This window comes from Leptolyngbya sp. CCNP1308 (assembly GCF_034932455.1).
Classification (GTDB): domain Bacteria; phylum Cyanobacteriota; class Cyanobacteriia; order Phormidesmidales; family Phormidesmidaceae; genus Nodosilinea.
In genome coordinates this window covers 74,964-99,704 of the sequence record NZ_JAYGIH010000077.1, presented here as the reverse complement: position 1 = coordinate 99,704, position 24,741 = coordinate 74,964, and the positions used below count along the sequence as shown (strand labels likewise).

Annotated in this window: 21 protein-coding genes; 13 read left to right on the top strand and 8 right to left on the bottom strand. The window is 58.1% G+C overall.

Translation table 11 applies throughout. The features are described from left to right. Positions 1-270: 270 nt before the first annotated feature. Positions 271-1,923 (top strand): DUF3370 domain-containing protein, encoded by a 1,653-nt coding sequence (locus VB780_RS23000; protein WP_323353523.1) that lies wholly within the window; start codon positions 271-273, stop codon positions 1,921-1,923. Positions 1,924-1,949: 26 nt separating this feature from the next. Here the strand turns inward: VB780_RS23000 and VB780_RS22995 are convergent, their stop codons facing one another. From VB780_RS22995 to VB780_RS22965, 7 genes are all read right to left on the bottom strand, one after another. Continuing rightward, positions 1,950-2,207 carry a hypothetical protein gene (locus VB780_RS22995; protein ID WP_323353522.1) on the bottom strand — a complete coding sequence of 86 codons (258 nt, stop codon included), beginning with the start codon at positions 2,205-2,207 and terminating at the stop codon, positions 1,950-1,952. Between the two features lie 77 nt (positions 2,208-2,284). After that, on the bottom strand, positions 2,285-3,061 hold the full coding sequence (locus VB780_RS22990) for a MinD/ParA family protein (RefSeq protein ID WP_323353521.1): 777 nt from the start codon (positions 3,059-3,061) through the stop codon (positions 2,285-2,287). Between the two features lie 322 nt (positions 3,062-3,383). Next, positions 3,384-3,722: a hypothetical protein gene (locus tag VB780_RS22985; RefSeq protein WP_323353520.1), complete on the bottom strand. Its 339-nt coding sequence runs from the start codon at positions 3,720-3,722 to the stop codon at positions 3,384-3,386. A gap of 64 nt (positions 3,723-3,786) precedes the next feature. Further along, complete coding sequence (locus VB780_RS22980) at positions 3,787-4,536, bottom strand: alpha/beta hydrolase (protein ID WP_323353519.1); 750 nt, start codon at positions 4,534-4,536, stop codon at positions 3,787-3,789. Positions 4,537-4,613: 77 nt separating this feature from the next. Next, positions 4,614-5,126, bottom strand: coding sequence for a flavodoxin FldA (gene fldA, locus VB780_RS22975; protein WP_323353518.1), 513 nt, complete (start codon positions 5,124-5,126; stop codon positions 4,614-4,616). A 107-nt stretch (positions 5,127-5,233) separates the two neighbouring features. Then, positions 5,234-6,259, bottom strand: a complete 1,026-nt coding sequence (locus tag VB780_RS22970) for a chlorophyll a/b binding light-harvesting protein (protein WP_323353517.1) — start codon at positions 6,257-6,259, stop codon at positions 5,234-5,236. A 303-nt stretch (positions 6,260-6,562) separates the two neighbouring features. After that, positions 6,563-7,339, bottom strand: coding sequence for a hypothetical protein (locus VB780_RS22965; RefSeq protein WP_323353516.1), 777 nt, complete (start codon positions 7,337-7,339; stop codon positions 6,563-6,565). A 512-nt stretch (positions 7,340-7,851) separates the two neighbouring features. Between VB780_RS22965 and VB780_RS22960 the strand changes: the two genes are divergently transcribed. The 12 genes from VB780_RS22960 to VB780_RS22905 all read left to right on the top strand — a co-directional run bounded on the left by VB780_RS22960 (position 7,852) and on the right by VB780_RS22905 (position 23,229). After that, the gene (locus tag VB780_RS22960; RefSeq protein WP_323353515.1) at positions 7,852-10,329 is read left to right on the top strand and encodes an ATP-dependent Clp protease ATP-binding subunit; all 2,478 of its coding nucleotides are present in this window, start codon (positions 7,852-7,854) and stop codon (positions 10,327-10,329) included. 30 nt (positions 10,330-10,359) lie between these two features. Beyond that, the gene (locus tag VB780_RS22955; protein WP_323353514.1) at positions 10,360-11,421 is read left to right on the top strand and encodes an S-layer homology domain-containing protein; all 1,062 of its coding nucleotides are present in this window, start codon (positions 10,360-10,362) and stop codon (positions 11,419-11,421) included. 221 nt (positions 11,422-11,642) lie between these two features. Then, positions 11,643-12,680 carry a class II fructose-bisphosphatase gene (gene glpX, locus VB780_RS22950; RefSeq protein ID WP_323353513.1) on the top strand — a complete coding sequence of 346 codons (1,038 nt, stop codon included), beginning with the start codon at positions 11,643-11,645 and terminating at the stop codon, positions 12,678-12,680. A gap of 446 nt (positions 12,681-13,126) precedes the next feature. Further along, complete coding sequence (locus VB780_RS22945; RefSeq protein ID WP_323353512.1) at positions 13,127-14,419, top strand: glutamyl-tRNA reductase; 1,293 nt, start codon at positions 13,127-13,129, stop codon at positions 14,417-14,419. A gap of 113 nt (positions 14,420-14,532) precedes the next feature. Then, positions 14,533-15,123: a Uma2 family endonuclease gene (locus VB780_RS22940; RefSeq protein WP_323353511.1), complete on the top strand. Its 591-nt coding sequence runs from the start codon at positions 14,533-14,535 to the stop codon at positions 15,121-15,123. Positions 15,124-15,166: 43 nt separating this feature from the next. Then, positions 15,167-15,790, top strand: coding sequence for an urease accessory protein UreG (ureG, locus tag VB780_RS22935; protein ID WP_323353510.1), 624 nt, complete (start codon positions 15,167-15,169; stop codon positions 15,788-15,790). A gap of 332 nt (positions 15,791-16,122) precedes the next feature. Beyond that, on the top strand, positions 16,123-17,367 hold the full coding sequence (urtA, locus tag VB780_RS22930) for an urea ABC transporter substrate-binding protein (protein ID WP_416349257.1): 1,245 nt from the start codon (positions 16,123-16,125) through the stop codon (positions 17,365-17,367). A gap of 518 nt (positions 17,368-17,885) precedes the next feature. Further along, positions 17,886-19,058: an ABC transporter permease subunit gene (locus tag VB780_RS22925; RefSeq protein WP_323353508.1), complete on the top strand. Its 1,173-nt coding sequence runs from the start codon at positions 17,886-17,888 to the stop codon at positions 19,056-19,058. 3 nt (positions 19,059-19,061) lie between these two features. After that, positions 19,062-20,240, top strand: a complete 1,179-nt coding sequence (gene urtC / locus VB780_RS22920) for an urea ABC transporter permease subunit UrtC (RefSeq protein ID WP_323353507.1) — start codon at positions 19,062-19,064, stop codon at positions 20,238-20,240. Between the two features lie 286 nt (positions 20,241-20,526). Next, positions 20,527-21,654, top strand: a complete 1,128-nt coding sequence (urtD, locus tag VB780_RS22915; RefSeq protein WP_323353506.1) for an urea ABC transporter ATP-binding protein UrtD — start codon at positions 20,527-20,529, stop codon at positions 21,652-21,654. Between the two features lie 154 nt (positions 21,655-21,808). Next, on the top strand, positions 21,809-22,561 hold the full coding sequence (gene urtE / locus VB780_RS22910) for an urea ABC transporter ATP-binding subunit UrtE (RefSeq protein ID WP_323353505.1): 753 nt from the start codon (positions 21,809-21,811) through the stop codon (positions 22,559-22,561). Between the two features lie 53 nt (positions 22,562-22,614). Continuing rightward, positions 22,615-23,229, top strand: a complete 615-nt coding sequence (locus VB780_RS22905; protein ID WP_323353504.1) for a cupin domain-containing protein — start codon at positions 22,615-22,617, stop codon at positions 23,227-23,229. A 52-nt stretch (positions 23,230-23,281) separates the two neighbouring features. Here the strand turns inward: VB780_RS22905 and pyk are convergent, their stop codons facing one another. Beyond that, positions 23,282-24,715: a pyruvate kinase gene (pyk, locus tag VB780_RS22900; RefSeq protein WP_323353503.1), complete on the bottom strand. Its 1,434-nt coding sequence runs from the start codon at positions 24,713-24,715 to the stop codon at positions 23,282-23,284. Positions 24,716-24,741: the final 26 nt, after the last annotated feature.

The following is a 24,741-nucleotide window of genomic DNA, read 5'->3' as shown; positions in this document are numbered from 1 at the left end:
GCCCAGGCTTAAATCTGTGAAGATTCAATGATTTTCCTGGAAATGTGGCCAAAGACCCCGCCCCACAAGGTGCTATTGTGGATCGGGTCAATACAGCCACTGCCACCGCTGACTGCCGATCGCCGCATTTACCTAGGCTTCCGGTCGCTTTAGCACTGGCTCCACCCCAACCGACGTTGACCGTTGCCGGGGTTGTCGTCTACTGCTTCAGGCCTGTTTTACCTGGGCACACTGAATTCACTAGTATTTTGGTCGTTCCACGGGTTATCCATGCTGAGTGCGTTAGTCGCTTTCACTCTTTCTCCGCTGTTTGCTCAACTGCCTCCGGGGGAAACTACCCCACCTCCCGAAACCAAAACTGTTGTCATTCCGCGCGACGGCAGCTACGCCGAGGTGATTCGCTACCAGGAAGTCCGCCCCCTTCCCGGCGGCCTGGATGAAACCCCTGTGTTTAACAGCAATAGCCCCGAAGTTGTGCAGCAAAACGGCATTCTGCTGTCCACCTTTCCCAAGGACGGCATGGCATCTCCCGATGCGCACCTCGACTACGCCTTTAATGGCCGATTCGATCTCTTTGCCCACCACATTGCCCGGGGCGTCAACGCCGACGACCGCCGCACCCTATTTATGGGCGTTGTGGTGTACAACCCCGGCAGCGAACCCATCGACATCACCATCCACCAGGGCGTCAGCTATCTCAGCCAAGAGGCTCCTTTCATCAATCTGCCCGACGCCCGCCTCAGCTCTAACGGCAATGTCTACGCTGGCCCCGGTAGCCGCACCACCACCGACATTCTGCGCGGCGCTAACCAGTCCCACTGGCCCGATCGCATCACAGTGCCGCCCGGCCATGTGCAGCTGCTGATGAACACTCCCATTCCGCTGCGGCAGCTCACCGTGCCGGTCAACGGCAGTTACCCCCAGGGAAGCATGATTCCTAAGCCGCCTGTGCGCCCTGTCACCCTGACTGCCGCCGATGCTCAAATCAACCCTGAAACAGGCGAGAATGGTACTGCTGCGCCACCTCGGCCCATCGCACCGCGCCCCATTCCCAGCAATGGCCGCACATCCATGATGTACCTCTCCAGCACCGGCCCCGTGCATGTGGCCAGCCTGGCTCGCTACGCCGACGTGATGCCCAACGGCAACGAGCGCGTCCCCTCCCTGCAAGACTGGCTTCAGGTGCTCAAGCAGGGCAACCTGGCCGGCCCCCGCGATATTCCCCCCTCTGACCCCGAAACCTATCGGTTTGGCCGGTTTTACTACGGCCGAGTGGCCGGGGTTGCAAAAGGCGCCAACTGGAAGACGACCCTCACCGACTCCCCCGACACCGATGTGCTAACGATTCCGGCCCCCGGCAATGCCTTTTCCTACGTGATTAGCTCCGTCGATCGCAACACCTTTGGCACCGGCCAAATTCAGAGCGCTCCCATGGTGGCCCGCTACCCTGACACGGCCTACCGCGCCCACGGCAACTACGGCGTGCGCTACAGCCTCAAGCTCCCCCTCTACAACAACCGCAACACTGAGCAAGCCGTTACCCTCAAATTTCAAACCCCCATCCGCGACGAGGATCTGGTTCAAGGGTTGCGCTTCCGCCGTCCCCCCGAAGACCGGGTATTCTTTCGCGGCACCGTGCGGCTGAAGTTTAGGAACCAGATGGGGCTCGAGCGCACCCACTACGTTCACCTAGTACAGCGCCGAGGGCAGGAGGCTGAAGCCCTGCTAAAGCTCAACATTCCCGCTGAGGCCCGCCAAGATCTGGAGATTGATCTGGTCTATCCTCCCGATGCCACTCCGCCCCAGGTGATCACGGTACTCAACGGCGGCGTTCCCGAAGTGTTTGATGCTGAGAGAATAGAGACTCCTGCCACCCCTGCCCTCAGCCGCGATCTCAGCCCTTCGCCGGAAAGAACTGATTAGGGAGCTGCTCACTCGACTCAGGCGGCTTACTCAACGGACTTCCACAGCTGATCGGGAATGGTGCGGGGCCTGCGTGAGATCAGGTTGGGTTTGAAGATGGCGGGGTCAGTGGCTTCACTGACGCTTAAAAACCCCTCTGCTATGAGGTTGTCTAGCGTGGCATGCACGGTGGCGGGCTCTGCCTGAGTATGGGCAAGGATGTCGGCCAGGGAGGCACCCCGCTGGCGCAGCAGCCAATTAACCAAAGCTCGCTCTGGGTCGGCTAGGATGAGGAGATCGGTCATAGTTCTAGGCCCGGACGAAGCCTCTGGCTGGTGCCGGGGATGGGGGGCCTCCCCCTGGGCGGGGCTAGTCATGGAGGCTACTCCGCAGCAGTGAGTTGGCGGGCTACGGCGTGCACCTCCTGGCTAAAGGCGTGATCGGGGTGATGGAGCCAAAAGATACCGCCGCTGGCCAACTGTAGCATTTCATCATTTTCGTAGAATAGTCCACCCACGGGCACACCGTATTGGGCCTGCACCTTATCGATCAGGGTTTCGCGGCGGTAAATATCGGGGGCCTTGTTGACCAGGAGGGTAATATTGGGCACGTCGAGTTTTTGGGCCACTTCGAGGGTGACGGCGGTGCCCAAAAAGTCTTGGCGATCGGGGCGCAGAATAATCACCATGCGGTCAGAAATGGCGATGGAGAGCAGCGTCTCTTCGTTGAGGCCGGGATGGGTATCGATGAACAGGTAGTCGAGGTTGAGCTGATCGATTAGGTCGTGAAAGCAGTCGTTGAGCAACCCCACGTCATAGCCTTCCCGCAGAATCTTGGCGATCTCGCCGGCCTTGAGACTGGAGGGCACCAGGTGAACAGAACCGCTGATCTGGGCAGGGGTGCCGTCGGCGGTGGTCAGGGCGGTGACATCGTAGGCGGCATCTTTGGCGCTGCACCTGTCCCACAGGTAGTCATTGAGGGAGTGGGTAAAGTCGCTGTCGTCGAGGCCAAACAGAACATGAATACCGGGGGACTGAATATCAGTATCGACAATGGCGACGCGCTTGCCTTGGCTCGCTACCGATGTGGCAATGTTGGCCGTCAGGTTCGATTTGCCGGTGCCTCCACGAAAGGAGTGAATCGAAATAACCTGCGCCATGGATGTCTAACCCCTGCCGAATCAACAGTTCAGAGTTCTGCCTTAGACCGCTCAGTGGGAGCCTGGCAGAGCTGGATTTAGTATGGGAACATTCGCCGCGAGACTAACGCGCTGGGCAATATTTATCTATTCAGAGGGCGTTCGAATAGCCTGAAATAGACCGAGTTTGGCCCGCAGCGTCTGCGATCGCCTGCGCTAATTCTATAAGGCTGCTCTTAGATCGATGGTCAACGTCCAATGTCTATGCAGCGGAACCGATGATACTAATGCAGACCACCTCAACGTTGTGATCGTTCAGTCAATCAATGCGCTAGAGCTGGGTTTAGCCGCCTACTCGACTCTTCCTGGAGGGGAATTTCAACAATGAAGAAACCGTTCTAAATCGGGTTTTAGGGTGGGAAGACCGGGCTGGATCGATTGCGGGTTCGTAATCGGTGCAGCAGAGGGCGGCTTCTGAACCGGCATCCAGGGGGTGTACTGGGCACTTAAGATACGGGCTATTGGTGTAGTACTGACAGCGAAAGCAGGGCACCTGGTGCAATCGCCGCAGCCGTTGAACTCCGTCGTTAACGGCTAGCAAAACGGCCAGTACAAAGACCAGCACCATGGCCCAGATGCCGAGGGGCACCGCGATCGCTAGCAAGATATCTACAGAAGGCATACAACCAAAGAACGAAACGTGAAGAACGAAAACCGGCGTGCGAAGCCGAACGCAGTAACACAGACTAGGGAACGGCTCTAAGACCCTGGGGGGCAACCAGCAAATTGTTGGTCGTTCCCCAAAAGCTCAAAATCTGATTGGCTACGGGATGGGGATGTAGGGCGTGAAAAAAGTGGCGACCGGAGAAAAGCGCTAGGCGATCGCCCCCCTTTTTCAACCACGGCTGCCACCCCTGAATCTGGGTGGGGTCAACAATGGCATCCTCCTCGCCGCCACAGACCATCAGGGGCACGGCCACACTGCTGGGGCAGAGGCTGACCCGCTTGAGTAGCGAGTGGGGCGACACCGAGTGGAGCAAATCTTGCTCTAGTAGATTGATCCAGCCGGGCAGCAGCGGCCGAGCCTGATGGCCAAACAGGCTGTAGACCATTTGAGTGAGCACCTGTCGGCGGCGACAGGGCAGTCGTTCGAGCTGGGCATAGTAGTGGGCCTGCCAATCGACCATGGGGTTAACGCCCACCGAGAGCAGCGTTAGCGACTTGACCCGGTGGGGGTTTCGGCGGGCGTAGAGCAACCCCACTAGCCCACCCATGCCGTGGCCCAGCAGGTGTATAGGGCGGTCATAGCCCTTTAAATAATCGTGCAGCAGGGTAACGGCAATATCGAGGGAGCTGGGTTCATCGGGGGTTTGCCGGTAGGCCCAGTGGGCGACTTCAACGTAGCGAGCTAGGCAGCCCAGCAGTTTTTGGTCAAACCGCTCAAAGCTGGGGCTGACATTGAGCCACAGGGCGTCGGGGCAGGTGGGTAAGGTCATGAATCAGTCGATAGGTGGACAGGGAGATGGAGGAATGAGGTGTAGGGGGTTAGCGCTTGGGCTGCAATGTACCGCCGCTAGATGTCAAAAGCGGATTTGAGCTGGGCAACCCAGGTTTTGATGCGATCGCTCGTCAGCTCTGGCTGATTGTCTTCATCCAGGGCCAGCCCGACGAACTTGCCGTCTTGCACCGCCTTAGAGCTATCAAACTCATAGCCATCGGTGGGCCACTGACCCACGGTGGTGGCCCCCAGGCCGGTAATTTTCTCGGCCAAAATGCCCATGGCATCCTGAAAATTGTCGGCGTAGCCCACCTGGTCACCGACACCAAAGTAGGCCACTTGCTTACCGCTGAAGTCAATCTCGTCTAGCTCGTCATACAGGCCTTCCCAGTCCGATTGCAGCTCGCCAATATTCCAGGTGGGGCAGCCGATGATCAGGTAGGGGTAGTCGGCAAAGTCGTCGGGGCTGGCATCGGCGACATCCTGTAGCGTGACCACGCCATCGCCCCCAAATTCCGATTGAATTGCCTCGGCGATCGTTTGGGTGTTGCCGGTCTGGGTGCCAAAAAAGAGGCCAATCTGAGTCATGGGAAATCTGATCCTAAATCGAGTTGAACGGAAAATTAGGAAAGGGGGGCAGGATGTTGGAGCCCTATGTACCCCCCAAGAGAGGAGAAGTTAACCCAACGCTGAAACTAGGATTCGACGGTGCTCAGGGCCTTTTCTACCCGGCGAAAGTCGAACCCAATGGCGCGCAGGGCGTGCCACAGATGGCCCTGCAAGAAGAGGAATGCCAAAATAAAGTGGGCATTGGCTAACCAGCAACGCGAGGTGTGGGCATTGAGCGGTAGCACCACAGTGTCGGCAAAGTAGGGCATAACGCCGAGCTTAATTTCTAAGGGCGGGCCGTAAAACTCCACCGGGTAGGCCAGGGTATTGACAGCGCAGAAATAGGCCGCCACAAACCCCGCCAGGGCAATGCCGCCCAGGGAGTAGGACAAAATCGCTTCACCCGAAAACAGCAGCACCTTTTTGGCCCACTTGAGCGGCGGCACCAAAATGTGCCAGACGCCTCCGGCAATCAGCAGCACGCCGACGAATACGTGGCCGCCCACCAGGTCTTCGAGGTTGTTGACGCTGGCAAAGTGGGTCTGGTAGCCGTAGATCACCAGCGGATCGAGGGTGGGCTGCACCAGCCGTACGGTCTGGGTGGTGGCGTCGTAGAGACCGCCCCAGGTGGTGGCTTTGGCCACTAGCAGCAGCGCCCCAGCCCCCAAAAACAGCAGATGGTGGCCTAAAATCAGCCCTAGCTGCGCCGGGTCATCCCACTCGAAGTGAAACTTGCGGGCCTGGCCAGCGGCATCTTGTAGGTTGGCGGGGGCTTTGAAGGTGTGAAACAGCGCCCCAGCCCCCAGCACGGCGGAAGAAATCAGGTGAACCGCCCCCACCACAAAGTAGGGATAGGTATCGACTACCTGGCCGCCGTCGCCAATGCCCAGACCGAGAGTGGCCAGGTGGGGCAGCAAGATCAGCCCCTGTTCGCCCATGGGAATAGCTGGGTTGAACCAGGACAGCTCAAACAGGGTGAAGGCCCCGGCCCAGAGAGCGATGAGCGCCGCCTGGCCGACATGGGCGGAAATAAAAAATCCCGACAGGTTAGCAAAGCGGGCGTTACCGGCCCACCAGTCGTAACTCACTTCGGGATTGCCATAGGTTTGCATAGCCAATGAATCCTTACTAAGGTCAGTATCAACACGGTGCTTATTGAGAAGAAAACTCAATAAGGAGATTTGACCACAGATCGGAATCATTCTCAATAGATAGAGGTTTAAGTTTTGTTGCGATCGCAAAGGCTCCCACGGTGAAGCGCTTCCAAATGGGCGGAAGTTTGACGACAAAAATAGTTCTGCCAACAGCAAGCCATTGACCAGAGATTTGGAGGCCTTGAGGCGGCAATCTATTGACTTCTAGTTGCAATAATTGGGCGGCGCGATCGCCCCCCTGTCTCTAGCGATCGCAGCTCACTACTGAGAAAAGTCGTATTCCCGGATCTCCAAGCGGCAGCTGTTCTCCATGTTGAGGGCGCGCTTGATCGGATTAATGTCTCTAAAACCCTCCGCCCCCCGCTGGCGCAGGCTGGCTTCGAACCGTTCGGCAAACTGCGACACACAGGGGCTACGACTGGCTTTGAGGCGTTCTAAGCTGGTCAGGGTCGTATCCATATCCCAAACTTCTACTGAGCTGTGGAGCTGCTCCCAGGCTCGACTGTCCTGGCTGTTGCTGGCGGTCTGCATCTGGTGGCGATCCAAAATGCGGTAGGCCAGCCAGAAGCTGGCGCTCAAAATTGCCGCCATGCCCAGGGAAATCAGACAGCCCGACAGGGGGTTGCGCCGAGTCAACCGCCCCTGGGGCTGGGGCAGCGGCTCGGCGGTGAGCTGGGTGTAGTACTCCACAAAGGGCGGCATTTGGTCGAGAAACCAGATCTCAATGCCCTTGGGCTTAATCTGCTCGGCGATCGCCTGGGCAGATTCCCAATCGGTCTCTGGGGTCAGCCCAGCAATCACCGGCCGCTGGTCAGGGAAGTGCGTCTGGTGGAGCTGAATTTTATCGACGGTTGCCCACAGGTCAGTGGGGGTCAGGGTAGGGGGGCAGTAAATGGCATAGACCGAGGTGAGCAGGTCTACTACCCCTTCTTCTGGGCAGGGCACCTGGCGATGGACGCTGTAGCCATAGTCTTCGAGCCAGCGTCCTAGCGCGGTTCGGAGGTCATCTGCATTGGCAAGTTCGATGGCAACGGTCACGGTCGTCTGGGGTAGATGTAGTTCTTATGTACCAATATTAATGCGAGATTCGGTATTGGAATCGCAAATTGCTGAACAAGCTGGCGAGCCACCAATTTGTTCTGCAATGGTTCTGCAATGATAGAGCGATTTTTTTGAAGCGGTTCCGTCATTTTGCTGGTCAAGTTAAGCAATTTGTCGAACCGGGGCCTGAGGCGATAAGATAAGGTTAAGTAATGTAAATAATCTCTAAGGAAAAACTATTAGCCGTGAGCTTTTTCGACCGCTGGTTTGTCTCTCCCCTGGTGCTGATTTGGCCGCTAAACGCCAGACCCTCCCTATTTCCTACGGTTCTCCCCACTGCGGAGCATGCGTGCATCTACGTAAAGTATTAATAACTCAGTAGGTTCGTATGTCCTGGGAGCCAGCGGCCTCGGCATTAGCCACAGTCGCAGCCCGCTTTAACCCACTCTTTGCCCAGTCGATCTCGGCCCTCTGTCACTCCTCACGCCACTGGTACTGACTTAACCGCCATGTTTGAACATTTCACCAACACCGCCATTGCCGTCATTATGAAGGCCCAGGAAGAGGCCCGTCGGCTGCGCCACAACTTTGTCGGCACCGAGCAACTGCTGCTAGGCCTGATCAAAGAAGAATCGACTCTGTCGGCCAAGGTGCTGGGAGAGTTTGGCGTCAATATTAACGATGCCCGTGCCGAAGTTGAGGCCATCATTGGTCGCGGCAGCGGCAGCGTACCGCCTGAAATTCCCTTCACGCCCAAAGTTAAACAGGTATTTGAGCAGGCCTTTCAAGAGGCCCGCAAAATGGACTCGCCCTATATTGAGCCCGAGCACCTGCTGCTCAGCCTCTGCCAAAACACGGAGAGCGTCGCCTATCGGGTACTCACCAACCTGGGGGTAGACCCGGCCAAGGTGCGCACCCGCATCATTCAAGATATCGGCGAAGTGGCAGCCATGCCCGCTGGCGGTCGTCGGGAGAGCGATCGCGATGGCTCCCGCAAGACCGGAAAAATTCTCGCTGAATTTGGCCACGACCTCACCGCCCTGGCTGCCGCTGGCAAAATTGACCCAGTGGTAGGCCGCGCCAAGGAAATTGAGCGCGTGGTGCAGATTCTGGGCCGTCGCACCAAAAACAACCCGATTCTGGTGGGTGAACCAGGGGTGGGCAAGACGGCGATCGCCGAGGGGCTGGCCCAGCGCATCGTCAACCAAGACGTGCCCGAAGCGCTGATCACCAAGCGGGTAATCAGCCTTGACATGGGCTCTTTAGTCTCGGGCACCCGCTTTCGGGGCGACTTTGAAGAGCGCCTCACCCAGCTGGTGCAGGAAGTGCGCGAAGACCCCGATGTGGTGCTGGTAATCGACGAGATTCACACGTTGATTGGGGCCGGTTCCCTCGAAGGTGGCCTTGACGCCGCCAACATGCTCAAGCCCGCCCTGGCGCGGGGCGAGATGCAGTGCATCGGGGCCACCACCCTCGATGAGTTCCGCAAATATATCGAGCGCGATGCCGCCCTGGAGCGCCGCTTTCAGCCCGTCATGGTGAAGCCCCCCTCGGTGCCTGAAACCATTGAGATTCTTCAGGGGGTGCGCAGCCGCTACGAGCAGTTTCACCAGGTCAACTTTACCGACGAGGCCCTAGAGGCTGCCGCCAAGCTGTCGGATCGCTACATCAGCGATCGCTACCTGCCCGACAAAGCCATCGACCTGATCGATGAAGCGGGCTCCCAGGTGAAACTGCGGTTTATGCCCAAGTACCCCTCGAAGGAACTTAAGCAGCAGCTGCGCCAGGTGAACAAAGAGCTAGATGAAGCCATTCAGCTGCAAGAGTTCCCCAAGGCCAAAACCCTGCGCGAGCAGCGACAGGAACTGATTCAGCAGCTTCAGGCCAACATCCCTGAATACGGTGAAGCGGCGGCCAACAGCCTGCCTGCAATGCCCAATGTCGATGAAGAAAATATCGCCGACATCGTCGCCGCCTGGACGGGCATTCCGGTGAACCGGATGACCGAAACCGAGGCCGTGCGCCTGCTGCACCTCGAAGACGTGCTCCACGAGCGGGTAATTGGCCAGCACGAAGCCGTGATGGCCGCCGCCAAGTCGATTCGCCGGGCGCGATCGGGGTTGGCCAGCGGCGATCGCCCCATTGCCAGTCTGGTATTTTCTGGCCCCACCGGGGTCGGCAAAACCGAGCTGTCTAAGGCTCTGGCCGTGGCCCTGTTTGGCTCCGAAGAAGCGATGATTCGCCTCGACATGTCGGAGTTTATGGAAAGCCACACGGTGTCGAAGCTGATCGGCTCCCCGCCAGGATTCGTGGGCTACGACGAAGGCGGTCAACTCACCGAAGCAGTGCGCCGCAAGCCCTACAGCGTCATTCTGATGGATGAGATCGAAAAGGCTCACCCTGAGGTCTTTAACCTGCTGTTGCAGGTGCTCGACGACGGGCGGCTGACCGACGCCAAAGGGCGGGCGGTGAGCTTCAAGAACACTCTGATCATCATGACCTCGAATATTGGGTCGCAGGTGATTGAGAAAGGTGGTGCGGGCCTCGGCTTTGATTTTGCCACCACCGATGCGGCCACTAGCCAGTACAACAACATCCGCAACCTCGTGAATGAGGAGATGAAGCAGTACTTCCGTCCGGAAATGCTGAATCGGATCGATGAAATCATCGTCTTCCGCCAGCTCACCCGCGACGAAGTCAACCAGATCGCCGACCTCATGCTAGAACAGGTCAACAAACGCCTGGCCGATCGTCAGATGGAAGTGACCCTATCCGACGCCTTCCGTACGCGGCTGGCGGGTGAAGGCTACGACCAGCGCTACGGGGCTCGCCCCATGCGGCGGGCGATCGCGCGCCTGGTCGAAGACACCCTGGCCGAGGCAATTTTGTCGGGCACACTCGAGGAAGGCGATCGCGCCCGCCTCGACCTGGACGAAGCCGGCAATCCCATGGTTACCCCAGAACGCCAACCGGCTCTGGTAGGATAACCCTGGACGTTGCTGCCAGACTGTTAAACCATGGTAAATCTACCCCCCGATCCGCCCAACTCGCCTGATGCTGGCCGCTTGGGCGGCCCCCCGCCCCGAGAACGTCGCATCCTTGAGCCCGACGAGCTACTGGCGGTGGTGCTGGCCTTTTTGGGTATAGGCTCCATCCTGTGGTGGGGCCTGACCCGCAGCCAGGGGTTACTGGCCGATCAGGGGTTGATGCGGCGTACCGAAGTACCGTCCTCCCCCACCCAGATAGAACCAGAGGGGATCGGGGAAGGTTTTGAGTCGCGCACCTTTGAGCGGGGCGATGGCCAAGGGCCGGTCTCCAACCAACGCCCCCGGCGGGATCCCGCATTAGGGGCTGCTGGGCTACCGGGTTTTGGCCCTGACGATCGGCGCTCTGCTGCGGTGCCGCGGGAATCAGCACCGGGGATTGCGGTGCCAGCGGCCCCCACTGCGGTGCCGACCGAGGCGACCGAGGCAACCGAGGCCACTCAGCCCATAGACATTTCAGACGTACCGACGAATCATTGGGCTTATCCCTTTATTAAGCCGATGTTCGATGAAGGCTATCTGCCCGACTTCCCCGAAAGTGGTTTTCAGCCAGATCAGACCCTCACCCGGGCCGAACTGGCGGCCCTGCTCAGCCAGGCCTTTGGCAACGCCCCCCGCGAGGGCTCGGTGCGCACCTTTAGCGATGTACCCGGTACCTACTGGGCGGCCCCAGCCATCGACAACGCCGTCTCCCAGGGCTTTATGAACGGCTACCCCGAAGGAGACTTTCGCCCCGACCAGGCCGTGCCTCGCTACGAGGTGCTGGTCTCCCTCGCCACTGGCCTGGGCCTGGCCGACTCGCCCGACCCAGATCAAGCCCTACAAGCCTTTGTTGACTCCAATCCGCTGCCGTCTTGGGCGAGACCCAAGGTAGCCGCTGCCGCCGAAAATGCCCTGGTGGTCAACTACCCCAACCGCGACCAGCTCAAGCCAGCCCAGGCCGCTACCCGAGCCGAGATCGTCGCCATGATTCACCAGGCGCTCGTGTCGCGAGGTGAGCTACCGGCGGTGGAATCGGTGTATACGGTGCCCTAGGGGAAAAGGTGAGGGGATGAGAAAGATGAGGGGATAAGGAGGAGACAGGTGTACTCTCTTCTTCCCCATCGCTCCATATCCTCATCTTCCCCATGCTTCCTTCATTCTCTGCCCAGCTCAGCACAATTCCCTATGCCTTGATCCCACCGTCTGATAGACTGGGAAATCGAGATGGGGAACGCGAAACCCACTAAATATAGGCAGTTTGGAGGATTGATCCCGTGGAAAGTACCCTCGGTCTTGAGATTATTGAGGTTGTCGAACAGGCTGCGATCGCATCGTCCCGGTGGATGGGCAAAGGCGAAAAAAACATCGCTGACCAGGTGGCGGTAGAAGCCATGCGAGAGCGCATGAACAAAATCCACATGCGCGGTCGCATCGTGATCGGCGAGGGCGAGCGGGACGATGCACCGATGCTCTACATCGGTGAAGAGGTGGGTATTTGCACCCAGCCCAATGCCACCGATTACTGCAATCCCGACGAACTGCTCGAAATTGACATCGCCGTTGACCCCTGCGAAGGCACTAACCTGGTGGCCTACGGCCAAAACGGCTCCATGGCGGTGCTGGCCATTTCTGAAAAAGGCGGGCTGTTTGCCGCGCCCGACTTCTACATGAAGAAGCTGGCGGCTCCGGCCCAGGCCAAGGGCAAAGTTGACATCAACAAGTCGGCCACTGAAAACCTGAAGATTTTGGGCGAGTGCCTCGATCGCGGCATTGACGAACTGGTGGTCGTGGTCATGAAGCGCGATCGCCACAACGACCTGATCAAAGAAATCCGCGATGCCGGTGCCCGCGTCAAGCTGATCGCCGACGGCGACGTCGGTGCCGCCATCTCCTGCGCCTTCTCCGGCACCAACACCCACGCCCTGATGGGCATCGGTGCGGCTCCTGAAGGGGTGATTAGCGCCGCCGCCATGCGCTGCCTAGGGGGCCACTTCCAGGGGCAGCTGATCTATGACCCCGCCGTGGTCAAAACCGGCCTGATTGGCGAAAGCAAAGAAGCCAACATTGCTCGCCTCAACGAAATGGGCATTACCGACATCGACAAAGTCTACGATGCCCACGAGCTAGCCTCTGGCGAGACCGTGCTGTTTGCCGCCACCGGCATCACCCCCGGCGAACTGATGGAAGGGGTGCGCTTTTTCCACGGCGGCATGCGAACCCAGTCGCTGGTCATCTCTAGCCAGTCGAAGACCGCTCGCTTTGTCGACACCATCCACATGGTTGACCAGCCCAAAGCTCTCCAGCTGCACTAAGCGATCCTAAGTGTATTGAGTTGCTTGAGTTGATTCCCCTGCCCCCCTTAGTAAGGGGGGTAAAGCTAGCCTTTTAGACGGCATGGAGGGGGGACGCATAGTTGCTTACGGACTTGAGAAACGTCCCAGAGTACGGGTTTAATTCGTTAGCCTAGAGATGTGGGAATCCTGCATCTCTTTTTTTGCCTGTACCAAGCCCAGCTTGGGATCTGTTGTTTTTCTACGGGCAGCACTTCAATTCTGGATTCGGATAGGGCTGTGTTCACAGTTTTTGATGGACTTTTGTTGAGTTTCCTTGAGTCGGGCCCTGTTTGTCCCTAAGTTCAAACATATTGGCAATTGTGTACGCAGCAACCTTTGGCGTGGCCATTCCCCAGGTGACCTGGCCGCCACCAAGGATCTGTCGACACCATAAATTAGGTGACTTTTAAACGCGTGGAGGAAGAATGAATATCGCCGTAATTGGCCTGAGCCACAAAACCGCCCCGGTGCAAATTCGCGAAAAACTTAGCATTCCGACGGCTCAGACAGGTGACGCGATCGCCCATCTCACCCATTGCCCCCACATCGACGAAGTCTCGATTCTCAGCACCTGCAACCGGCTCGAAATCCACATCGTGACTGAGGAGACCGAGCAGGGCATTCGCGAGGTGACCCAGTTTCTCTCCGAGCACAGTGGCCTGCCCCTCCACGAGCTGCGCCAGCACCTGTTTATTCTGCTGCACCAGGATGCGGTCAACCACCTGATGCGGGTGGCCGCAGGCCTCGACAGCCTGGTGCTGGGCGAAGGGCAAATCTTGGCCCAGGTGAAGCACGCCCACCAGCTGGCCCAGCAGCACAAGAGCATTGGCCGGGTGCTCGATCGCCTCCTCAAACAATCCCTCACCGCCGGTAAGCGCGTGCGCAGCGAGACCAGCATTGGCACCGGGGCGGTCTCCATTAGCTCCGCCGCCGTAGAGCTGGCCCGGATGAAGGTGCCCCACCTGAACAGCTGCCACGTCAGCATTTTGGGCGCGGGCAAGATGGCTCGCCTGCTAGTGCAGCACCTGGTCTCCAAGGAGTCCTGCACGATCACCATTCTCAACCGCACCATTGACCGGGCCAACGAGCTGGCTAAGCAGTTCCCCGATGCCGATATTCGCACCGGCACCCTCGATGCCATGCTGGACACGGTACAGGTCTGTGATGTGATGTTTACCTGCACCTCTGCCACCGAGCCGCTGCTGCACCGGGAAAATCTAGCGCCACTGGTAGCTGCCAACCGCACCCTGATGCTGTTTGACATTGCCGTGCCCCTCAACGTGCACACCAACGCCAATGAGCTAAACAATGTCCACGCCTTCAACGTGGATGACCTCAAGGCGGTGGTGGCCCAAAACCAGGCCAGCCGCCGCCGCATGGCGATGGAGGCCCAGGGGCTGCTTGACCAGGAGGTGGAGAGCTTTATGGACTGGTGGCGATCGCTCGACACCGTGGGCACCATCAGCAGCCTGCGCAGCAAGGTCGAGACCATCCGTGAGCAAGAGCTAGAGAAGGCTCTGTCGCGCCTGGGCAGTGAGTTTGCCGAAAAGCACCAGGAGGTGATCGAAGCCCTCACCCGTGGCATCGTTAACAAAATTCTCCACGACCCGATGGTGCAACTGCGCGCCCAGCGCGACATTGAGGCCCGCAAGCGGGCGATGCAGACCCTACAGGTGCTATTTGACCTGGAGACCGCCTCCAACGAAAAGTACAGTTAACCCAGAGAAAAATTAGGCGGCTAATTGCAGCTAGCTCAGGCCCCAGAGTTTTTGAAAAACTCTGGGGCCTTTGGTTTGAAGTAGGATTTAAAGGCAGGATGAGGTTGTTTGCTATGCCGCCAGTCCTTAGCCCTACCGCTGACCAACGAGTGACCTATGGCGATCGCAGTTGGGAGCAATTTAAGCTCATCCAGAAGGGCCTGGAGGGCTGCCCTGGGGTGCGGCTGTTCTACTACGACGGCACCGTTGAAATTCTTATGCCCGGACGCGACCATGAGTTTTTTAAGTCGATAATCGCGTTTTTGCTAGAAATTTTCTTTGTAGAGCAGGGCATTGAGTTTTATCCCACTGGGTCAATGGATCAGGAGCGGGAGGGTGAGGCCTTTGCTCAGGCCGATGAGTCTTACTGCATGGGGGGGCCCAAAGCAATCCCCGACCTCGCCATTGAGGTGACGTTCACCAGGGGCAACATCACCAAACTGGAACGGTACCGGGTGCTGGGCGTGCCGGAGGTCTGGTTTTGGGAAGATGGATTGCTGAGTCTGTATCATCTTGAAACCAATGGCTATGGTCGGGTTTACCGCAGTGAGATTGCTGAATTGTCTAGCCTTGACATCGAACTGCTGTCCCGCTGCGTGCTGATGGCCGAAATATCTCGCTTAGAGGCAGCTAAGGCATTTCGGCGAGGCATTTCGGCCCGATAGGCGGTGTAAGATATCGAGCATCCCAATGTTGGCTTGAGCAGACATGGCAACTCCCTTTCGCGTTGGTGTGGCTGGCCCGGTGGGCTCGGGCAAGACGGCCCTGGTGGATGCGTTGTGTAAGGCGCTGCGCGATCGCTACTCCATTGCGGTCGTCACCAATGACATCTACACTCAGGAAGACGCCCAGTTTTTGGTGCGTAGCCAGGCGCTGAGCCCCGATCGCATCGTCGGGGTCGAGACCGGCGGCTGCCCCCACACCGCCATCCGCGAAGATGCCTCGATGAACCTGGTGGCGATCGAAGACCTGGAGGCACGGTTCAATCCCCTCGATCTGGTGTTTGTGGAGAGCGGCGGCGACAACCTGGCCAGCACCTTTAGCCCCGAGCTGGTCGATTTGACCCTCTACGTGATCGACGTGGCTGCCGGAGACAAAATCCCCCGCAAGGGCGGTCCAGGGATCACCAAGTCAGACTTTTTGGTGATTAACAAAATCGACCTGGCTCCCATGGTTGGGGCCAGCCTAGAGGTGATGGAGCGCGATGCGCGGAAGATGCGGGGCGATCGCCCCTTTGGCTTCACCAACCTCAAAACCCAGGCGGGTTTGGCCACCATTATTGACTTCATCAGCTACCACGCTGCGGCTGAGCCGGTGGCCTCAATCCCTTAGCTGGAAACGGTTTGAGCGTATCGACGCAGACCCCGGCAGCGGCTTTGGTGCAGCCAAGGGATCGGTTTGGTTGCTGCGATCGCCCAAAATCTGTCCTTAGAAAGAGGTCGTTGGAAGGCATACATCTCATAAACGTTACAAGAAAGGGGAGGTTTTTGTACGCTACGCTACATTTGCTGCCAATCACACCTCCTAATATCCACTCTGACGGTCTACGTGAATTCTCGAGTAAGACAAGTCTTCCATTAAAGAGTCAGGAGCGAGGTTGAATGGTAACTCGATTTAATCGACGGAAGTTTTTGGTTTATGGGTCGGCCACCCTGGGCACCTCTATGCTGCTCAAAGCCTGTGGCGGTACGACTACCACCACTGACACTGGCACAACCGACGGCAGCACCGACACCGCCGCCGCCGATGGCGAAACTATCAAAGTGGGCATTCTGCACTCCCTCAGTGGCACTATGGCCATCAGTGAAACCACGGTAGTTGATGCTGAGCAGCTGGCCATCAAAGAAATCAACGCCGCTGGCGGGGTGCTGGGCCGACAAATCGAGGCCGTAGTCGAAGACGGTGCTTCTGACTGGCCTACCTTTGCTGAGAAGGCTGAAAAACTCATCGACCAAGACCAGGTAGCCGTTGTGTTCGGCGGTTGGACTTCCGCCAGCCGTAAGGCCATGCTGCCGGTGTTTGAGTCCAAAGACCACATGCTGTGGTACCCGCTGCAGTACGAAGGCCAAGAGTGCTCGAAGAATATCTTTTACACTGGGGCAGCGCCTAACCAGCAGATTGAGCCCGCTGTAGACTGGCTGATCGAGAACAAGGGCACCGACTTCTTCCTGGTTGGCTCCGACTACGTCTTTCCCCGGACGGCCAATACCATTATTAAAGAGCAGCTCAAAGCCAAGGGCGGCAACACGGTGGGTGAAGACTACCTGCCCTTGGGCAACACCGAAGTCACTCCTATCATCACCAAGATCCGTGCCGCCCTACCCGATGGCGGCGTGATCTTCAACAGCCTCAACGGTGACAGCAACGTCGCCTTCTTTAAGCAGCTTCAGGGCGCGGGGATGGGGCCCGATCTCTATCCTGTGATGTCGGTGAGCGTGGCTGAAGAAGAAGTTCGCCAGATTGGCCCCGAGTTTCTAGTCGGACACCTGGCTTCGTGGAACTACTTCCAAACCGTAGAAACCCCCGAAAACGAAAAGTGGGTGGCCGACTTTAAGGCCGAGTTTGGTGAAGACCGAGTCACCAACGACCCCATGGAAGCCGCCTACATTATGGTTTACCTGTGGAAGCAGGCGGTAGAGGCCGCCGGAACTTTCGATATTCCTGAGGTACGGACAGCGGCCTACGGCCAGGAAATGGCTGCCCCCGAAGGCCCCGTAACCATGAACACCAACCACCACCTGTCTAAGACAGTACGGCTTGGAGAAGTCATGGAGGACGGCCTGTTTGAAATTATTTGGGAAACCGATGGCCCCATTGACCCGCTGCCCTGGAACCAGTTTGTACCCGACACCATTGGCGTTGGCTGCGACTGGTCTGACCCCGCTAAGGGTGAAAGGTTCGATATCTAGGCGACGGCTATGGTGATGCGGTCATAGAAATGAGGCGGGGGTGCAGGTATCTGTGTCCTCGCTCTCTGTATAAGTTCCAAATAGATCAGTCCCAACTAGTTTGGATATACCAAATTCAGCTCGGGATTTGGAGTTTTTCTCCAGACAGAATTCCATGGCTGGATCTGTTTAGGTTTAAACCTTAACCAGACCGAGGGAACTTCGTTATCTTTCGCCCCTACTAACGAGGCTTCAGTTAATGCGTAGGGTCTCACCTTAAGCGCTTTAAACCTGGTTTTTGAGTCTGTTTAGATCATTCACCTGCCGCGCTCGAGCCGGGGATGACTGTTAAGAAAATCCAAGGCAAGTAGGCTTTGAATACTGAGATTGGGCAGAACCTTGACTTAACCTAATTTTGTTAAAGATGGACTTTTCTAGTGCGGGGCTACCCTTAGTATCTACTGAGTTTTAACTAGATTCTGTGGACAGAGGCGGTGACGCCCCGCAGATTGTGAGTTGTTCTGAAAGCGGTAAGAGCTGTGTTAGAAGGCTTAATTGGTGGCCTGTTTAACGGCATTAGCATTGGTGCGGTGCTGTTGATTGTGGCCCTGGGCTTGGCGATTGTGTTTGGCTTGATGGGGGTCATTAATCTGGCCCACGGTGAACTGATGATGTTTGGGGCCTACACTACGTTTTTGGTGCAGAATGCGGCCAAAAGCATGGGGGGGATTGCCCCAGAGATCTATATTTTTGCGGCGCTGCCCCTGGCGTTTTTGGTGTCTGCGGCGATTGGTCTATTGCTAGAGCGCACCGTAATTCGCTACCTGTATGGTCGCCCCCTAGAAACGCTGTTGGCCACCTGGGGAGTGAGCCTGATCTTGATTCAGTTTATTCGCAGCGTCAGCTGGCCGATGTTGATGGGTCTGGTTGTGTTTGCGGCGCTGTTTTTTATCGGTCGCTGGGTGCTGACCCGTTACACCGACTGGAGTCGGATATTGGGCTGGGCAAACCCGGTGTTTTTGGGGCTGAGTGGTGCGATCGCAGCGCTGACCTGGTTTTTGGCTCAAAGCTCTGGCAGCGCCCAGTTCGCTCGCCCCTGGTTTGGGGCCCGCAACGTGGATGTGACGCCGCCAAGCTGGCTGCGGGGGGGCGTTACCCTGGGCAACACCATGCAGTTTCCCTCGGCGCGACTGTTTATTATTGCTCTCACCATTATTTGCCTGGTGGCGGTCTACTGGTTTCTCAACGGCACGGCCTGGGGTCTGCGGATTCGCTCAGTGACCCAAAACCGGGGCATGAGCGCCTGTTTGGGCATTCCCACCGGGCAGGTGGATGCAATCACCTTTGCCCTAGGCTCTGGGCTGGCGGGTATTGCTGGGTTTGCGGTGACGCTGCTGGGTTCGGTCGGCCCCAACCTGGGCAGCAACTACATTGTGGATGCGTTCATGGTGGTGGTAGTCGGCGGGGTTGGCAAGCTGGTGGGCAGCATTGTGGCGGCTCTCGTCATTGGCATTACCACCTACCTGCTGGGCTCGGGCACCATGGCGCTGCTGTTTCCGCCGACGGATTTCTTTCAGCCCATCATTGGCTTCTTTACCTTCTTTGCCACGACGAGCATGGCCAAGGTGCTGGTTTTCGCGTTAATTATTGCCTTTTTGCAGGTGCGGCCCGCTGGGCTGTTCCCGCCGAAAGGGCGTTCGGTGGAGCTATAGGCTATGACTGCTGACATTACAACCCAGCCGCGCCGCGCGGCCCAGGCCAGCCAAAAGCGCAAATTCATGATCGAGGCGATCGCGGTGATTGCGATCGCCCTCATCCTGATTGTGATCATGCCGATGCTGCTGTCGGGTTTTCGCCTCAATTTGCTGGGGCGGTTTTTGGCCCTGGCCATTGTCGCCCTAGGGATCGATTTAATCTGGGGTTTTACCGGCTTGCTCAGCCTGGGCCACGGCATATTTTTTGCCCTGGGGGGCTATGCCTTTGCCATGTACCTAGAGCTCAACACGCTCGGTGAGGGCCAGCTGCCAGATTTCTTTAGCCTCTACGGAGTCAGTGAGCTGCCGCTGTTTTGGCAGCCTTTTAACTCACTGCCGTTTACGCTGCTGGCGATTTTTACCATCCCGGCGATCGTGGCGGGGCTGCTGGGCTACCTGGTGTTTCGCAACCGCATTCGCGGGGTGTATTTCTCGATTTTGACCCAGGCCGCCCTGGTGGTGTTTTTCAACCTGTTCAACGGTCAGCAGAAGCTGATCAACGGCACCAACGGTCTCAAGACCTCAACCTCGGTGTTTATGGGGCAGCAGGTGGGCAGCGACGGCATGCGGATGTTTTTCTACATCAGCACGGTGATCGCTCTGATTGCCATGTACGTCCTCTGCCGCTGGCTGACCAGCGGGCGGTTTGGCCGCATGCTGGTGGCCATTCGCGACGACGAAAACCGGGTGCGTTTCTCGGGCTATGACCCGACGGCGTTTAAGGTGCTGGTATTTGCGGTCTCAGGGGCGATCGCGGGTATTGCCGGGGCGCTCTACACCGTGCAGTCGGGCATTATTTCCCCCCAGGTGATGGATATCGCCTTCTCGATTGAGATGGTGATCTGGGTCGCCGTGGGCGGGCGCGCCACCCTGGTGGGCGCAGTGCTGGGAGCGGTGCTGGTCAATATGGCCCGCAGCCTGCTCAGTGAGCGCTTCCCCGATGTGTGGCTGTTCTTCCAGGGGGCGCTGTTCCTGATTGTGGTGACGGCGCTGCCCGATGGCATTATTGGCTGGGGTCGCCGCCAGTTTGGCCCCACAGTTAGCTCAGCCCTGGGCCTGTCTTCCACCGATTTGCCCTACTTAGCTGATGAGGCTGAGGTCGAAGCGGTAGTCGAAACCCCCGAGTTCGCCGAAAAGTAGGGTAGGCAATGCCCACCCTTTAACCTAGGTTCCCACACCCATCCATTCCACAAATCATCTGCGATCGCACTGTATCCGTTTAGAAACCAGTCCACCGTAGGGTGGGCATTGCCCACCAACTAGCCCAGCTCAACAACGGGCGAACCGTCAAAGGCATTGCCCGCCATCCGCCAGCCTTAACCGGCTAGCACATCTGCGGCAGCCCAATACGTCACCGAACCTCAAACCCAATGGTGGGCGGTGCCCACCCTGCCCGGTCACCCCCCTTTTACCCATCCACTCCCCCATGAGCACCAAAGTTCTAGAGATCAAAGACGTCACCGTCAGCTTTGATGGCTTTAAAGCCATCAACAACCTCAACTTCAGTATGAACGAAGGCGAGCTGCGGGTGATTATTGGCCCCAACGGCGCGGGCAAAACTACTTTCTTAGACGTAATCAGCGGCAAAACCAAGCCTACCGAGGGCGCGGCTTACTTCAAGGGCCAAGACCTGCGCAAGTATAAGGAACACGAGATTTCGCGCCTGGGCATTGGCCGCAAGTTTCAAACCCCCCGCGTCTACCTCAACCTCACCCCCCGCGAAAACCTCGACCTCTCCTGCAACCGCAATAAAAACGTCTTCTCCACCCTGTTCAAAAAAGCCCCGCCCGCCGAAAAGCGCACCGTGGGCGGTCTGCTCGAAACCATTGGCCTCGACCACAAAGCCGATGTTCCCGCCGCGCTGCTCTCCCACGGCGAGAAGCAGTGGCTTGAGATCGGCATGCTGGTGGCTCAGTCGCCCGACCTGCTGCTGGTGGATGAGCCGGTGGCGGGCCTCACCGACGAAGAGACTGAGCAGACCGGCAAGCTGCTGATGTCACTAGCCGAAAGCCACTCCATTGTGGTGATTGAGCACGACATGGAATTTGTGCGCCAGATCGCCCGCCAAGTCACCGTACTGCACCAGGGCAGCGTGCTGTTTGAGGGCACCATGGACGAGGTGCAGACCGACCCCAAGGTGATCGAGGTTTATCTCGGTAAAGAAACGGGGCTAACTCCTGAGCAAATGCTGCTGCTGCGCATCGCCGCCACTATGGCCTGGGCCGATGACAACTTTGCCGATGTGCAGCAGGAGGTAATTCTCGATCGCCTCAGCCGCAAGTTTGCCCACGCCCCCGAAGATCAGGTCGAGCTGCGGGACGATCTCAGAAATCTGCTGGCTACAGAAATTCCGCTAGAGGAGCTAGTGCCCCACCTCACTACCCAGGCCCAGCGCGAAGAAGCCCTCATGCTCAGCTACGAGGTGATTAGCTCGAACCAGATCAACCAGTCCGAGGCAGTGATCTACCAAAAGCTGCTGAACCTGCTTAGCCTGCCCCCCGACACCGTCATCCGCCTCGAAGCCGCCGCCCTCGAAGAATTGGCGCAAGGCTAAGGGGTCGGGGGCCTGGGGCAATAGCCAAAATCTCTGGCAACACCCCAAAGTCACCCGATCCCTGGCCCCCTCAATGGTCAAAGATTTGGGCAGACAGTGGGTCTGCCCCTACGGCAAGCCACCGCAAATCCAAACTCTAAAATCCAAAATTCCTATGACCACCACCCTCCCTACCCCGGCGCTACAAGACCCCATGACGGCACCCATGCTTGAGGTCTCGGGGCTGAATTTTTACTATGGCGAAAGCCACATTCTGCGGGATGTGAGCATGAGCATCCCCAAGGGCCAAATGGTGTGCCTGATTGGTCGCAACGGCGTGGGCAAAACCACCATGCTCAAAAACATCATGGGGGTGCTGCGACCGCGCACGGGCGAAATTCGGTTTGAGGGCCAGGTGGTCAACAGCTTTCCTCCCGATCGCAGAGCCCGCATGGGCATTGGCTACGTGCCCCAGGGCCGAGAGGTGATCCCCCGGCTAACGGTGCGGGAGAATTTGATCATTGGCCAGGAGGCCCTAGGCAGCCGAGGCAAGGTACAAAAAGAAGTGCCCGAGGAGATCTACGAGCTGTTTCCGGTGCTCAAGACCATGCTCGATCGCATGGGGGGCGACCTCAGCGGTGGTCAGCAGCAGCAGCTGGCGATCGCCCGCGCCATCATGGGCCAGCCCAAACTACTGGTGCTCGACGAACCCACCGAAGGCATTCAGCCCTCGATCATTCTCGACATCGAGGCGGCGGTGAAGAAGATTGTTCGCACCACCGGCATTTCGGTGCTGCTGGTAGAGCAGCACCTGCACTTTGTGCGCCAAGCCGACTACTACTACGCCATGCAGCGGGGCACCATCGTGGCCAACGGCCCCACCAGCGAACTCACCAATGACGTAATTCAGGAGTTCTTGGCGGTATAGTAGCTCCAGTTTTAGTTACTGACTATCAGCTACGCTGGACCGTCGGCTTCACCATGACTATTCGACCTAACTTGTTTGACTTCAGCCGATACTTTTCGCTGCGACGCCTCTGCTGGGCTGCGATCGGGGTTGTGATCACGCTGGTTATCTTGGCCCTAGGCAGTCGCCCGCCGCTTACCTGGGCAGATACCACCGATGTCAACCCGCCAGCAAGCGCCTCGGCCCCGTTCTGGGTTGACTCTGATGCCGGCACCACCTGGCATATTTTTGGCCTAGAAATTGTCGGCAAAGTCATGGGTTCGCAGACCAACGGAGCCTACTCGGTGGTGATTAGCAATACGCCCCCCAAGGGTGGCCCCCCGCTCCATGTGCATGAGCACGAGGACGAGCTGTTCTACATTCTCAAGGGCACCTACGAGTTTCGCTTTGGCGATGAAACGGTGATGGCGAACCCAGGGGATCTGGTGCATCTACCGGCTCACATTCCCCACACCTTTCGCAATATTGGCTCAGAACCTGGCATGGCCATGAACACTATGACCCCCGGCGGATTCGAGCAGTTTTTTGTTGAGATCGACCAGTTGCCTAAAGATCAACCCCTCGATCGCAGTCAAGTCGCAGCGATCGCCAGCCGCTATGGCCTACAGTTTTTGCCAGAGTCGCCGTAGCACCGTCTATTTAAGTTGAATATTGAGCTGGCATCCTCCTAGGTCGGCAACCCTAACGCGATCGCGTCTCTACGGTGTGAATTTTAAGAAAGTTAGTGCCCTTGGGGGTGTTGGCGGGAACCCCGCCCAACACCAGCAGCTTGTCGCCAGGCTCGACTAAACCCCGGCTCAGCAGACTGCTCTCGGCGGTGGTGACCATCTCCTCAAAGGAGCGGGGAAAGTCGTCCAGCAGTACGGGCTTGACGCCCCAGATCAGGTTCATCCAGTGGTAGACAGTTGGCTTGGGGGTGCAGGCCACCACAATCGCATTGGGTCGTTCGCCGGAGGCAATGGTGGCGGTGTAGCCCGTCTCGGTAAAACAGACAATGTACTTGAGATCGAGGGTTGAGTCGATGGCGTTGAGGGCTTCGCTCAGGGCGTGGGTTTCGTCGTTGAGGGCGGCGGGCTGGTTGATAAACTGGAGGTCTTGCTCGACGTCGATGGCAATGCGGGCCAGCATCTCCACCGCCCGCACCGGAAACGCCCCCACCGCCGACTCCCCCGACAGCATGACTGCGTCGGTGCCGTCGAGAATGGCGTTGGCCACGTCGCTGGCCTCGGCCCGGGTGGGGCGCGGGTTGTGAATCATGCTCTCCAGCATCTGGGTAGCGGTAATCACCGGAATGCAGCGGGTGTTGCACTCGCGGATGATGTGTTTTTGCAGCATCGGCACCTTTTCGGCCCGCATTTCGACCCCCAGGTCGCCCCGGGCCACCATAATGGCATCCACCACATCGAGAATTTCAGCCAGGTTGCGGATGGCCTGGGGCTTTTCGATCTTGGCTAGCACCGGGGTGTGGTCGGCCCCCAGCGATTTCAGCAGCGACCTCAGGGTGAGAATATCCTGGGCCTGACGCACAAAGCTGAGGGAGATAATATCGACCCCTTGGGAAACGCCAAACGCTACGTCCTGCTTGTCTTTATCGGTGAGGGAGGGCAGGCGCAGGTTGAGCTCGGGTAGGTTGACCCCCTTGCGGCTTTTTAGCGGCCCACCTTGAATCACTCGGCAGGTGACGGTGGTCTCGGTCACGGCCTCAACCGTGAGCTCTAGCAGGCCATCGTCGAGCAAAATCTGCATGCCCGGCTGAGCCTCTTCTGCCAAGTGGGGGTAGTCGATGCCTATGCTGTCGGGGACAGCGCCCACCTGATCGAGGGGCACCAGGTCTACGGTGACGCCTTCTCGCAGTTCGACGGTGCCGGTGGGCAGCTGACCCACGCGAATTTTTGGCCCTTGGAGGTCTTGCAGCAGGGTGATGGGGGTGTCGTGCTCCTGGGACACCTGGCGCAGCAGGGCAATCATCCGGGCGTGATCGTCGTAGCTGCCGTGGGAAAAGTTGAGGCGGGCCACATTCATGCCCGCGTCGATCATCTGCTTGAGGGTGGCTTTAGAACTGCTAGCGGGGCCGATGGTGGCAACAATTTTGGTGCGCCGGGTGAGGGATGCCATGGCAATAGCCCAGGAGCGGGGTCGCC

What these genes read in the sequence shown, in the direction of transcription:
- VB780_RS22940 (WP_323353511.1), top strand. Translation starts at nt 14,533, where the DNA reads ATGCCGCCAGTCCTTAGCCCTACCGCTGACCAACGAGTGACCTATGGC.
- VB780_RS22960 (WP_323353515.1), top strand. Translation starts at nt 7,852, where the DNA reads ATGTTTGAACATTTCACCAACACCGCCATTGCCGTCATTATGAAGGCC.
- VB780_RS22955 (WP_323353514.1), top strand. Translation starts at nt 10,360, where the DNA reads ATGGTAAATCTACCCCCCGATCCGCCCAACTCGCCTGATGCTGGCCGC.
- urtD (WP_323353506.1), top strand. Translation starts at nt 20,527, where the DNA reads ATGAGCACCAAAGTTCTAGAGATCAAAGACGTCACCGTCAGCTTTGAT.
- VB780_RS22970 (WP_323353517.1), bottom strand. Translation starts at nt 6,259, where the DNA reads ATGCAAACCTATGGCAATCCCGAAGTGAGTTACGACTGGTGGGCCGGT.
- VB780_RS22995 (WP_323353522.1), bottom strand. Translation starts at nt 2,207, where the DNA reads ATGACCGATCTCCTCATCCTAGCCGACCCAGAGCGAGCTTTGGTTAAT.
- VB780_RS22990 (WP_323353521.1), bottom strand. Translation starts at nt 3,061, where the DNA reads ATGGCGCAGGTTATTTCGATTCACTCCTTTCGTGGAGGCACCGGCAAA.
- VB780_RS22905 (WP_323353504.1), top strand. Translation starts at nt 22,615, where the DNA reads ATGACTATTCGACCTAACTTGTTTGACTTCAGCCGATACTTTTCGCTG.
- ureG (WP_323353510.1), top strand. Translation starts at nt 15,167, where the DNA reads ATGGCAACTCCCTTTCGCGTTGGTGTGGCTGGCCCGGTGGGCTCGGGC.
- urtE (WP_323353505.1), top strand. Translation starts at nt 21,809, where the DNA reads ATGACCACCACCCTCCCTACCCCGGCGCTACAAGACCCCATGACGGCA.
- pyk (WP_323353503.1), bottom strand. Translation starts at nt 24,715, where the DNA reads ATGGCATCCCTCACCCGGCGCACCAAAATTGTTGCCACCATCGGCCCC.
- urtC (WP_323353507.1), top strand. Translation starts at nt 19,062, where the DNA reads ATGACTGCTGACATTACAACCCAGCCGCGCCGCGCGGCCCAGGCCAGC.
- VB780_RS22945 (WP_323353512.1), top strand. Translation starts at nt 13,127, where the DNA reads ATGAATATCGCCGTAATTGGCCTGAGCCACAAAACCGCCCCGGTGCAA.
- VB780_RS22980 (WP_323353519.1), bottom strand. Translation starts at nt 4,536, where the DNA reads ATGACCTTACCCACCTGCCCCGACGCCCTGTGGCTCAATGTCAGCCCC.
- VB780_RS23000 (WP_323353523.1), top strand. Translation starts at nt 271, where the DNA reads ATGCTGAGTGCGTTAGTCGCTTTCACTCTTTCTCCGCTGTTTGCTCAA.
- urtA (WP_416349257.1), top strand. Translation starts at nt 16,123, where the DNA reads ATGCTGCTCAAAGCCTGTGGCGGTACGACTACCACCACTGACACTGGC.
- fldA (WP_323353518.1), bottom strand. Translation starts at nt 5,126, where the DNA reads ATGACTCAGATTGGCCTCTTTTTTGGCACCCAGACCGGCAACACCCAA.
- VB780_RS22985 (WP_323353520.1), bottom strand. Translation starts at nt 3,722, where the DNA reads ATGCCTTCTGTAGATATCTTGCTAGCGATCGCGGTGCCCCTCGGCATC.